This is a genomic window from Candidatus Margulisiibacteriota bacterium (assembly GCA_028706105.1).
GTDB lineage: Bacteria > Margulisbacteria > Riflemargulisbacteria > GWF2-35-9 > DYQY01 > DYQY01.
Genome location: JAQWCF010000057.1, coordinates 1 through 12,368, shown reverse-complemented (window position 1 = coordinate 12,368; position 12,368 = coordinate 1). Strand labels below are relative to the sequence as shown.

The 12,368-nt window shown below is 35.9% G+C and carries 12 protein-coding genes and 1 pseudogene; 8 read left to right on the top strand and 5 right to left on the bottom strand.

Annotation, left to right across the window (positions count from 1 at the left end; all coding sequences use genetic code 11):
• The 7 genes from ruvB to PHF25_06615 all read left to right on the top strand — a co-directional run.
• Nucleotides 1-668, top strand: a 668-nt coding sequence (ruvB, locus tag PHF25_06645) for a Holliday junction branch migration DNA helicase RuvB (protein MDD4527693.1), incomplete at its 5' end; no start/stop codon positions are given.
• Nucleotides 669-756: 88 nt separating this feature from the next.
• On the top strand, nt 757-1,503 hold the full coding sequence (locus tag PHF25_06640; protein MDD4527692.1) for an EF-hand domain-containing protein: 747 nt from the start codon (nt 757-759) through the stop codon (nt 1,501-1,503).
• 217 nt (nt 1,504-1,720) lie between these two features.
• Nucleotides 1,721-2,308, top strand: coding sequence for an imidazoleglycerol-phosphate dehydratase HisB (gene hisB, locus PHF25_06635; GenBank protein ID MDD4527691.1), 588 nt, complete (start codon nt 1,721-1,723; stop codon nt 2,306-2,308).
• A gap of 56 nt (nt 2,309-2,364) precedes the next feature.
• Nucleotides 2,365-2,886, top strand: a complete 522-nt coding sequence (pyrR, locus tag PHF25_06630; protein ID MDD4527690.1) for a bifunctional pyr operon transcriptional regulator/uracil phosphoribosyltransferase PyrR — start codon at nt 2,365-2,367, stop codon at nt 2,884-2,886.
• Nucleotides 2,879-4,729 (top strand): ATP-dependent zinc metalloprotease FtsH, encoded by a 1,851-nt coding sequence (gene ftsH, locus PHF25_06625; protein ID MDD4527689.1) that lies wholly within the window; start codon nt 2,879-2,881, stop codon nt 4,727-4,729. Before pyrR ends, ftsH begins: the two co-directional genes overlap by 8 nt.
• Nucleotides 4,730-5,025: 296 nt before the next feature.
• Entirely contained in the window at nt 5,026-6,264 is a 1,239-nt protein-coding gene (locus tag PHF25_06620; GenBank protein ID MDD4527688.1) for a hypothetical protein, read from the top strand.
• Nucleotides 6,265-6,275: 11 nt separating this feature from the next.
• Nucleotides 6,276-6,848 (top strand): tetratricopeptide repeat protein, encoded by a 573-nt coding sequence (locus PHF25_06615; GenBank protein ID MDD4527687.1) that lies wholly within the window; start codon nt 6,276-6,278, stop codon nt 6,846-6,848.
• A 5-nt stretch (nt 6,849-6,853) separates the two neighbouring features.
• Here PHF25_06615 and PHF25_06610 read toward each other — a convergent pair whose 3' ends face one another.
• Entirely contained in the window at nt 6,854-8,125 is a 1,272-nt protein-coding gene (locus tag PHF25_06610; protein MDD4527686.1) for a putative sugar nucleotidyl transferase, read from the bottom strand.
• A gap of 26 nt (nt 8,126-8,151) precedes the next feature.
• Nucleotides 8,152-8,850, bottom strand: a complete 699-nt coding sequence (locus PHF25_06605; GenBank protein ID MDD4527685.1) for an RsmE family RNA methyltransferase — start codon at nt 8,848-8,850, stop codon at nt 8,152-8,154.
• A gap of 146 nt (nt 8,851-8,996) precedes the next feature.
• Here PHF25_06605 and gap point away from each other — a divergent pair, with 146 nt between their 5' ends.
• Nucleotides 8,997-10,013, top strand: a complete 1,017-nt coding sequence (gene gap / locus PHF25_06600) for a type I glyceraldehyde-3-phosphate dehydrogenase (GenBank protein MDD4527684.1) — start codon at nt 8,997-8,999, stop codon at nt 10,011-10,013.
• Nucleotides 10,014-10,084: 71 nt separating this feature from the next.
• Here gap and PHF25_06595 read toward each other — a convergent pair whose 3' ends face one another.
• The 3 genes and pseudogenes from PHF25_06595 to PHF25_06585 form a co-directional block, all read right to left on the bottom strand.
• The gene (locus PHF25_06595; protein MDD4527683.1) at nt 10,085-10,990 is read right to left on the bottom strand and encodes a response regulator; all 906 of its coding nucleotides are present in this window, start codon (nt 10,988-10,990) and stop codon (nt 10,085-10,087) included.
• Between the two features lie 98 nt (nt 10,991-11,088).
• Nucleotides 11,089-11,817, bottom strand: coding sequence for a nucleoside monophosphate kinase (locus PHF25_06590; GenBank protein ID MDD4527682.1), 729 nt, complete (start codon nt 11,815-11,817; stop codon nt 11,089-11,091).
• 265 nt (nt 11,818-12,082) lie between these two features.
• Nucleotides 12,083-12,241 (bottom strand): annotated as a pseudogene (locus tag PHF25_06585) (glutamate dehydrogenase).
• Between the last annotated feature and the right edge of the window lie 127 nt (nt 12,242-12,368).

Here is a 12,368-nt window from a genome sequence, read left to right as displayed (position 1 = left end):
AAGAGGTACTTTATCCTTCCATGGAAGATTACAAGCTGGATATTATTATTGGCAAAGGTCCTTCAGCCCGCTCCATTCGTCTTGATATTCCTAAATTCACCCTCATCGGAGCAACAACTAAGGCTGGAATGCTCTCCTCGCCACTAAGAGACAGATTCGGATATGTGGCTAAATTAAACTTTTATACCCAAAACGAACTTCTACAAATTATTTATCATTCAGCGAATACGCTTAACATAAAAATTGAACAAGAAGCTGGCATAGCTCTCGCCAAAAGAAGTCGAGGCACACCAAGACTCACGAATAGACTACTAAAAAGAGTTAGAGATTGGGCTCAAGTTCAAAAATCACCCAGCATAACATCCGCAATAGTTAATGAAGCTGTAGAGGCTTTAGGCGTTGACAAGCTCGGATTAGATGAACATGACAGACTACTGCTACAAACAATCATTGAAAAATTTAATGGTGGACCAGTAGGCTTAGATACAATCGCCGCAGCTTTATCTGAAGACAGCAACACTATTGAAGACGTAGTTGAACCTTATTTATTACAACTTGGACTAATTGACAGAACAGCCAGAGGAAGAGTTGCTACCAAAGCAGCCTATAGTCACCTGGGATTAAAGCCTCCTGCCTCCTCAAATTTAGAGCAAAAAAGCCTATTTTAAAACAACATTAAATCAAATTTGGGAATTTTTCAAAAACCAGACGATATATTCATGTAACAAAAAACAATATTAAAGGAGCGTGAATTATATGAGCAATATAACTTTGGATAATGGAATATTCAAAACTGGTGCTTTTCAACTAAAAGGGATTCAGTCAACACTTAAAAAAATTGACACAGATGGTAATGGGACGATTACTAGAGAAGAATTTTTTGCTGCAAATTTCTCAACAACAGATGCTAAAACACAAGCACTTAAGACAGCACTAACAGACATATTTATAGCAGGACCTCCTGCAGGATTTCAAATAACTCCTGCAAATATTAAATCCCTAGAAAGCAAAATGGAAGATGCATGGAAAGCAGACCACGCTAAAAAAACACTAGCTGCTTCACAAGCTTCTCAAACTGAAGCACCTACTACAAAAATTGCTAATACTGAAAATAATGCAGTTAAAGCAAAAAATACCGAAACAACAAAACCAGAAAAATCTTCCAATTTTCTCAGTAGATTCTTTTCTGTAAAAAACAAATCAACCGATGACGTCAAAGTAGAAGGATTTAAATCAATGTTACTATTTGGCGCTATTGGTATTCTTGCTGGACCTGTTGGCATTGTCGTCGGTATTAGCATCGGTGTCGCCCTAACTGCCGGCAAGCTAATGGCCAAGGAAATAAAATATCCTGAGTCGATTAAAAGGCCAACTATAAGTTTTCGCGGACCTGAACTTAACGAGGCTTATAAAAGCGCAAAAGCATTGGATAAAATGAACGGCAATCATTTTCATGAAACATATATACCTAAAACAGACGTTTTAGATATATTAAAACAGTAGAGCACACAACAAAAAGCCCTCTTTTGAGGGCTTTTTGTTCCCTTGTTCTATTCTCACTATTCAAGCCTCCCCCGATGTAACATAACAATAACCTTTAATATATTTTCTTGTCATCACCCCCTCCTAAAGGAGAGGGTTTATTTGCTATCTAACTTATTATTACCTAAACAAAACAGTCTACTATTCACTATTCAGCATTCACTGTTATAATAGAACCATGAACACAAGAAAAGCTTCGCTTACTAGGGATACCAAAGAAACGCAAATTAACGTGGAATGGAATCTTGATGGTAACGGAACCTACTCTAATAAAACTAGCGTTCCCTTCCTGAACCATATGCTCGACCTCTTCGCCAAACATGGTTACTTTGACCTCGATGTTGTAGCTACTGGCGACATCGAAGTGGATCACCATCATTTGGTGGAAGATTTAGGTATTGTTATGGGGCAAGTCTTTAAATCTGCTTTAGGTGACAAAAAAGGCATCAGGCGTTATGGATTCTTTATTTTACCAATGGACGAATCTCTGGCAACTGTTTCTATTGATATTAGCAATAGGCCTTATCTTAATTTTGATGTAAATTTCGGCGAACAACTTCAAGCCTTTGACCACGCACTAATCAAAGAATTCTTTTCTGCCTTTGCTACTAATGCTGGGATAACTCTTCATATTAAAGTTCCCTATGGCGACAATTCTCATCATATTATTGAGGCAATTTTTAAATGCTTTGCAAAAACGCTAGACATTGCTATTTCCTCTGAAGAAAGAGAAAAAGGCATTCCTTCAACGAAGGGTATTATTTAGTTTTTTCTTCGCACTAATCTCTCGAAACAAGACGTCGCTTATGCTATACTAAGCGCATGAAAAATAAAATAATTCACAGTATCAATGACCTTGTTTGTCGAATTTCTGATGATATTATTGACGAACACGAAGACCTTTCCTCTCTCGTTTTAATTGGTATAGTTACTAAAGGCTATCCTTTAGCCCAAAGAATTTCTAAGAAAATATTAGAAAAAACAAAAGAAGTGATACCTGTAGCTAAATTAGATATAACCCTCTATCGTGATGATCTAGGCCTCAAGGGACATGCGCTGCAGCTCCACGAAACAGACATCTCTTCTGACTTAACAGGTAAGGACATCATCCTAGTTGATGACGTTTTTTTTCGCGGCAGAACAGCTCGCGCAGCAATCGAAGCCGTGCTCGATCATGGTAGACCAAAGAGGATAGAACTTGCTATACTAATAGACAGAGGATACAGAGAATTGCCTATCTTTGCTAATTACACTGGTATTACAATGGATACTAATGAAAAAGGCCAAATAAAAGTGTTATTACAAGAAACTGATGGAGAGGACAAGATCATAATTAATGACTGACCAAGCTGAGAAACCAGACAAAAAAAATAAACCAAAAAAAGATAAAGAACCAAAAAAACTTAATCTACGCTTCTTTTTTCTTGGTGTAATTATTTTCTTATTCATTCTATCAATCTTTTCGCCAGGCGCCATCCAGGCTGGTAAATACCAACAAATAAACTTTTCACAACTTATAACTATGGTGAACAGTAAACAAGTACAAGAAATAACCATTAATAATATGTCTATGTCCGCACAAGGAACTCTTTCAGACGGGGTCATGTTTCAGACCAATATAATTAATTACCCTGGACTATTAGAATCCCTTCAGTCCTCAGGGGCACAAATAACAATCAAAAATGCAGATAATGGTATTTTAGTACAAATTCTAATACAACTACTGCCCTTTTTAATTATTATTGGCATCTGGTTTTTTATTTTCAGACAAGCTCAAGGAGTCAACAATCAAGCCATGTCTTTCGGCAAAAGTAGAGCAAAGCCTTGGAAAAAGGAAGCTGACGAGAAAAAAACTACTTTTAAAGATGCTGGTGGAATCAGAGAAGCGGTTGAAGAACTGGAAGAAATTGTAGACTTTTTAAAGAATCCTAGTAAATACCTAAGCATTGGAGCAAAAATTCCTAGAGGTGTCTTGCTGATGGGTCCTCCGGGAACAGGAAAAACACTTCTTGCCAAAGCCATTGCTGGAGAAGCAGACGTTGCCTTCTTTAGTCTCAGCGCCTCAGAATTTGTTGAAATGTTTGTTGGGGTTGGAGCTAGTAGAGTTAGAGACCTCTTTGCTCAAGCCAAAAAAAATCAACCTTCAATTATTTTTATTGATGAAATAGACGCTGTAGGCAGACACCGTGGTGCTGGCTTTGGTGGTGGACATGACGAAAGAGAACAAACACTTAACCAGCTTTTAGTTGAATTAGATGGTTTCGACGACAAATCTTCCACAATAGTTATTGCAGCCACAAACAGACCAGATATTTTAGACAAAGCACTGCTTAGACCAGGACGGTTTGATAGACAAATCGTCATAGATGCTCCTGATATAGTAGGCAGAAAAGAAATACTAGAAATTCATAAAAGAAAAAAGAAACTCGCTGCCACAGTTGACTTAGGCGTTATCGCAAAAAGAACACCAGGATTTTCAGGCGCCGACCTAGCTAACGTCATTAACGAAGCCGCTTTACTATCCGCTCGTCGTAACAGAAAAAGCGTTGGCATGAAAGAACTTGAAGAAGCAATCGACAGGGTCATTGCTGGTCCACAGAAAAAAAGTAAAATTATGGAAGAAAGTGAAAGAAAAACAATCGCTTTTCATGAGCTTGGACATGCGATAGTTGCAAAATCACTTGCTGCCACTGATCCTGTTCATAAAATCTCAATACTTCCACGAGGTATGGCTCTTGGTTATACACTACAACTTCCTGAAAAAGATAGGTTTCTTCGCTCAGAAACAGATCTTAAAAATGATATTACCATTCTGATGGGTGGAAGAGCAGCAGAAAAGGTCTTTCTTAATGAAATCACAACAGGTGCAAGCAATGATATTAAAAGAGCAACAAAACTAGCGCACGACATTATCTGCAAGTATGGCATGAGTCCACTGGGAAACCGAGCCTTTGGTAAAGACCAAGAAAATGTTTTTCTTGGCAGAGACTTTGGTGACCACGCCAAGGACTATAGTGAAAAAACAGCAACAGACATAGACGCTGAACTTAATAAAGTATTAGATGATTGCTATCAAGCGGCTATTGCTATTGTGAAAGAAAACAAACAAAAGCTAGAGAAAATTGCTGAAATTTTACTTAAAAAAGAAGTATTAGAAGGCAAAGAATTCGAAGCTTTGCTTAAATAAACAAACCTTTCATCACTAAACAACTATTTTAATCATTAAATAAAGCTTAAAAGTTACCAATGACTACTAAAAATTTACGTAAAAAATAAATATTATACGACTAATATTTCGATTGTTTATTGAATAAATACAAGCTCAACACCAATTAATATAAGGGTTCAAAAGAAAAATGTTTAAAGCTACTTTTAATGAGGCATAAGCTATATACAAATAAATGTTTAAAACAATAATAAGCGAGGCATAAGTTATATAGTAAAAAAATCAAAGAGTTATTTCTTTGGGGGAAGAGGTAAAAAATGGGGGCAAAAAAACTTATATTTAAATTATTCTTAGTGAGCGCTGTTATTTCAGTGGCTTTAGCTTTATCTGGCGGTCAGCCAGGTGGATTTCTAAGCTACGGAACTAATGCGAGAAGCATTGGATTAGGGAGGGCTTTTCTTGCTATTGCTGATGACGCATCGGCTGTTATGATAAACCCTGCTGGTATGATTCAAGTAAAAAACATGGAAGCATCCTTGTTTCAAACTGGTCTTTATGATGGTTATGGGCTAATTGGCTTCAACTTCATTTATCCTCAAGTAAATAACACTCTTGGGTTCTCCTTTACACAACTTTCTTCACAAGCAATGGACTTAAGAGATGCTTGGAATGAAAGCCAAGGATCCTTTACGGACTCTCAAATGGCCGTAGGAGTTTCTTACGCTCAGCCAATTTTGATTCCAGAATTATCTATTGGAGTGTCAGGAAAATATGTTAATAGAACGCTCCACACTCACACTGATTCCAGAATTATCGGAGACACTAGTATTTTGTTCCGCCCCTTTCCTTTCCTTTCCATGGGTGCTGTCATTCATAATTTAATAGATTTTCAATTAGGTGATGAATCTAAAGATAAATTTGCTCCACTACCTCGTGCGGGCATAGCCTTTAAGGATAAATATTTAACTCTTGCCTTTGACATTGAAAACGACTTGGATAATTGGTTCCTTGGTGCAGAATATACGATTAATGAATTCATTATTCTTCGTGGAGGACTAAACTACGAGTCAACGAACCTTGGGTTCAGCTTAGCTTACAGTGCTATCCGTTTTGATTACGCACTGTCCAACGATGACCTTGGCATGAACCATAGATTTTCTTTTAATCTAGGCATCGGTCAACTTATCAACAACTTCCAGAAAGACGCTTCTGTAGACTGGAATCAACTTGCTACTGAAAAATATAATGATGGTTTCTTCTTGTTCGCTCTAGAAGACATGAAAAAAGCTTATATTCTTAATCCAAACAACAAAGAAATTCAAGAAAAACTTGAAAGACTAAAGAAAATTGAGGACATTGGTGATAAACTTAATCTTGATATCAGAGTTGAAAAGCAAGTATGGCCAAAATACAAACAAGCCAAAGATGCCTTAACAAGAGAGGATTATGAAAGCTCATACAGAATTGCCAAAGAAGCACTAAAGCAATATCCTTCTAACCCGAATGTCTTGAAGCTTATTGAAAAAATTGAAAAAACAGGCAAAATAAAGAAATAAAGGAAGTAGTCATGAAAAAAAATATCTTTTTCTTAATCATTGTTTCTAGTATGTTAATTTGTACAACATCTATCCTTAACGCAGCTACTCCTGCAGAAAACAAAAAGGCCAGCGAGGAGCTAAGAGCCTTAGATGAGCAAAAGATGATGCTAGATGCACTCAGAAGCTTTGTAGAAAACGATCCTCAAGCAGCTGATGAAATGGAGTACATTATCAGAAAAAGAGAAGATGTTGCCAGAGAAAAGGCCAACAAGCTACTAGAGCAAATGGCTGTTACTACTCCAGATGCAAAACAAGCTGAACTTAATATGGGGGAGCTTGATTTCGTATCCAGAAAACTTAACATGGCTTTAGTCTATTTTTACGAAACAAAATATTATCTAACTATTCAGGAATGTAATAATGTTCTAAAGGTAGACGCAAAAAATACTCTAGCTTGGATAAGAAGGGGTTCTGGCTATTATATGCTTCAGAACTATGAGCAGGCGAAGAAAGACTGGGAAATCGCCATTAAACTAACTCCTACAGAAGAACAACGGGTAGACTTAGCGAAATATTTAACTAAGATTAGCTCACAGAAATAAGAAGATTAGTTTTTCTTAAGTACTACTTTTATTTTACTATGAAGATACTCAAGCAAATTAACATCTTCTGGTGATAACTCTTTATTCCTTCTAGAAGTAACCACTTTGGCAGTCTCTATAAACTTATCAAACAAAAAACTGTCTCTTTGTCCATCAACTATCCAAGAATATGGTGCAACGGTCTTCGGAATCTTAAAGCTTGAACCTACAATATTCACACCAACACCAAAAATAGTGCCTGTATTAATCATTGTCCCTATCCCAAACTTACAATGGTCGCCAACCAAGCTTCCTAAATATTTAGTTCCTGTGTGATACTCTGTACCACCAAAATTTAGTGCTATTTCTTTATAATTATTTTTCAAATCACTAGTTGTAGTCATGGCTCCAAAATTTACCCACTCTCCAACATAAGAGTGACCTATAAATCCAGCATGGTATTTGTTAGTATTCGCCAAGAAAACACTGCCTTCTACTTCTCCGCCTATTCGACAGTTCTCGCCAATAGAAGTATTCTCCCTGATATAACCAGGATAAATTTTTGCTCCATTATCAATAAAAGCTGGACCTTCGATTAAAACATTGGACTTAATCTCAACGCCTCTACCAATATATACTGGACCCTTACTTGCATCAATATGTACAAGTGGAGAAATAATTGAATGTTTTCCTATATAAATATCCTTCTCATTAGTTAAAACTGTGTGTGTTGAAATCTTAGACAAAAGCAACCCACCTTTATCAACTATTTCAAAATCAGAAGCAATGATTTCGCCATTTTCTGCCAATATTTGCCAGATATTCTCTATTCTCCTTGCTGTTACCATTCTGATGTTTTTGATTTGATTTTCACGGAAATAATTAATAACATATTTGTCAGAAAATTTTAAGGAAACTCCTTGTTCAACAAAAGCAGGAACTTTATTGCCCTTTAGTCTAAAACAAACTACTTTATCTCCATTCACTAATAAAAATTCTTCATCCTGATATTCTTCTATTATCTGCTTAAGCTTACTATCCAAAACGGTCCTTCCATTAATAAAAAGAACATCTAGTCCAACATTAAGCGTATTATGAAAAAAAGAGGAGTATCGCTTTCTGATAACCCCTTTCAATTGCTCTCTGTAAAATAAATGAAATCGAGCTTTAGGAAAAAGAAAAAAACTACGTTCCAAAAACGAAAACATTCCTGCTTTTAATTCAAACACTGCTCGAAGCTGGTCTAATGGATAAAAAAACGGTTCATTAATATCTTCGTAAACAACTATGTTTTTCATGTTCTATATTCTATCATACACCTAGCTTACTCTGCGAGACAAAAACATCTTATAACACTTAACACAGCTATTGCTGAAGTTTCTGACCTCATAATACTTTCGCCAAAACTAACAATGGGCACATAATTAGCTTGCAAAACACTAAATTCTTTTTCAGAAAAACCACCTTCCGGACCAATAAAAACAGCAATGTTTGGACAAGGTGGCAACATTAACATTAGATCTTTAATGTTTTTGCCTGTTGTCCTTTCGCCTAAACAAAAAAAATTATCTGCCTTCACCGCATCCAAAAAATTTATTGGTTCTAAAACTTCTGGAATGTCAAGTCGTTCGCTCTGCATAGCCGATTCTCTTGCAATCACAGCAAGTCGTGTCATGTTCAAGGTTCCTTGCTCAGAGACTCTTTCAGTTACAACAGGAATAATTCTATCCACTCCTAATTCTGTTGCTTTCTGGACAATGAGCTCCATATTACTTTTCTTAATTATTGCTTGATAAAGAACTATCTGCGTTTTCTTAGTTTTCTTTTTAAAAATTTGCTTAACCTTAAACTCAGCTTCTTTTTTTCCAAAATTAACCAGCTCCGCCTCACAATAACTATCGCCTTGGGTTTCTACAATTTTAAAAAACTGCCCTTGCTTCTGACGTCTTACTTTTAAGTGATCAAAATCTTGACCTGTTATTATTAAATTCTTTGAATTTATTTTTTCAATAAAAATATTCATGCTTTTAGTATAATTGAGAAATTGATTATGTGTCACTCATAAAAACCACTTTACCTCTAATTTATTTGACCTGATTATTAGAAACATGATATATTTCATTAAATCAAAAGGGTCGAATACTTAAAATTAACTAACGGAGGTAAAAAATGACAGTAAAATTAGCAATCAATGGTTTTGGAAGAATCGGTAGAAACGTTTTCAAAATCGCTTTAGAAAACAAAGAAATAGAAGTTGTTGCAATCAACGACCTTACTAACACAAAAACACTAGCGCACCTATTAAAATATGATTCCACTCAAGGAAAATTTTCTGGAACTGTAGACTATGATGAAACAAACATCATCGTTAACGGCAAGAAAATTAAAGTAGACGCATCAAGAAACCCAAAAGATATCGATTGGGGTTCAGCTGTTGACGTAGTAGTAGAATCAACAGGCGTTTTCACAAAAAAAGAAAGTGAAAAAGGTGGATACGGAGATCACCTAAAGAACGCTAAGTTCCCAGCAAAGAAAGTAATCTTAACTGTTCCATCAAAAGATGATATTGATAACATGATTGTTTTAGGTGTAAACGATGCTGCTCTAAAGGCAAGTGACCTTTGCATCTCTAATGCTTCTTGTACAACAAACTGTCTTGCTCCAGTAGCAAAAGTATTGAATGATACTTTCGGTATTGAAAACGGCATGATGGTAACAATCCATGCTTATACAAATGACCAACAAATATTAGATGCTCCACACAGCGACCTAAGAAGAGCTCGTTCTGCTGCTGTATCTATTATCCCTACAACAACTGGCGCTGCTAAGGCTGTAGGAAAAATTATTCCTGAACTAAAAGGAAAACTAGATGGTTACGCCATGAGAGTCCCTGTCCCAACTGGTTCAGTCGTTGACTTAACTGTTAACCTAAAAAAAGAAGCCACAAAAGAAGACATCAATGCTGCTATCAAAAAAGCTGCGAATGGACCGATGAAAGGAATACTAGAATACACTGAAGACCCAATAGTTTCAGTTGATATTATTCATAACCCATCCTCTTCCATTTTTGATGCAAGTGCAACTATGTCTATGGGCAAAACTGCAAAAATTGTTGCTTGGTATGATAATGAATGGGGTTATTCAAACAGAGTAGTTGAACTAGCTGTTAAAGCTTCAAAAATTTAATATTTATTATCTATTGAATTAAAAAAAGCCCTGTCGCTTGCACTGAGCGAAGTCGAAGTGACAGGGCTTTTTTATGGCTGTTTATCTCCGCCCCCTACATCAATAAAAACTTTACGACAGATATCTAATAGATTTTTATAAAGATTTTTTGAAACAAAATCTACGCCTAAATAATTATTTGACCGATTGCTTTGTTTTAATAATTCTCTAACGTTTTCTAGTTTATTTAGAATAATGTTAACAGCTCCAAGAAACTCTCCTTTTCTATCAGGAAGTATACTCCCTTCTTTTGCTTGAATTAGTCTCTCACGAACTTTTTTTAAATTGTTACCAGCTACAACTAGGCTTTTCAAAAACACTTGAGACTCGCACTTATCCCAAGTATCAATAACTTCAACAATACCAATAGTGGCAACGCTATTATTAACAACGTGCCTTACCAATCCTTCTACGCTTTTAAATTCTTGAGCAAACATACTATCATTTGAAGCACTAAAAGAACGCTCTAAAGACTGCAAATCTACAAATCTATTCTTAACTGTCTCTGGCAGCTGATGTGGTAAAACATAAAACATCTCTTCCAATAAATGCTCGACAGTAAATGGCTTGAGTAAAAACCCACTTGCGTAATCATTGGACAAAACTGCACTTAAATTACCAACATCACCGCTCATTACTATTGAAGGAATACCACGAAATTTAGAATGTTTGGAAACCTCATTTAGAAAACCTAAACCATCCATTCCGGGCATATGAAAATCAGCAATTATTACATCTGGAATCGCTTCTACGTTTGCTGCTAGCAAATAAGCCAAAGCCTCAGCAGAACTATAAACTGCTTTCACAACATTATATCCCATGATCTCTACCTGTCTTGCAGTCAAATCAGCAAAAATTTTGTTATCATCAACAACTAATATTGTGGGTGCTCTTGATAATACAATTATTTTTTTATCAGCTACTATTTTATTCTTCAATTCTTGTCTTACCCCATAGTAATTTTCTGTATATAAACTTATCGTTTAATATCTTCTTTATTCCCAAAATTTTATTGTCTTTAACCTTTATCCGAATCTTATTGCAAATCAGCACCACTAAACATAAACCAAGATACAATAATTGATACAATCGTATCTACCGCGATTGAAAGATTTCTATGGTTTGACTCACAAACTTGCACATTATCCTCCCAACCATTTATACTCATAAACCTTATTAAATCATTTTTAAAGAACTCATAATCTTCATACCTTTTGATAACCGTTGCTTCTTCATCGTCTACCCTTGCTTGTTTACCAGCGTCAAGAAATTCCTGCCTACGCTTCTTTGCCTGCGCAAGAGCTGTCTCCTTACTCACGCTAATATCTATCACAAAAATAGTTCCTTTTTTGTTTATCAAGAAATTTGCTTGCTCAACTTTTCGTGGATAACCGTCTAAAAAAACAGCATCTTGGTTATTAGCCTTTAAAAAATCTACAACTATGCTGTTTACAATATCATCAGGAACATTTTCGCCTTTTTTCATATAGGAATAAGCTTTAAGACCATCAGCAGTTTCTGCTTTAACTGCAGCCCTGAGTGCATCTCCAGTTGATAGTTTTTGAAAGTTCAATCCTATCTCATTTAGCGCTTCTATCTTCGTTCCTTTTCCTGCTGCAGGACCACCAATAAAAACGATGGTTTTTCCACTCATTCTAGCGTTTAATTTAGCAATGAGTTGTGCTGAAAAACTTGTTGAAAATGTTAATCCGTTCTGTAAAGTAAGACTTCTGGTAGTATCCATTGAGACTAATTTTTTCTTCATACAATCGCTCTTTTCTTATAAAAAAATTTCACAAGAAGCCCCTAGTGACTACTTTTTGATTATTACAATAGTTGTACTGTTGGCATTCTATATCCCAACCATGCCCACAATATGCAATAAATAAACAAAATAATATTATATAGAAAAAATACTAGAAAAATACAAAAGAAAGAAATCTCTCAGGTAGACAAAAACAAAGGCTCTATTACTGAATAGAGCCTTTGTTTAAAACTTGCAATATGCTAACTAGAAAAACAGTTGATTATTAAACAACACCCTGTTCTGTCATTGCTTTAGCAATTTTTAAAAAACCAGCAATGTTTGACCCTACCACGTAATTACCAGGGCAACCATACTTGGCTGCAGTTTCATAAGCTGTATTATGGATTGAAACCATAATAGCTTGTAACTTTTGGTCAACCTCTGGCAAGGTCAGTGCGGCACCGTTATTCGGGCGATGAGGTGAAACTCCGCGGCGTCATCGAAATCTCCAACATCTGTCAGAAGGACTGCGACTACTGTGCAATGCGCCGAAGCAACAGGTCTCTGGA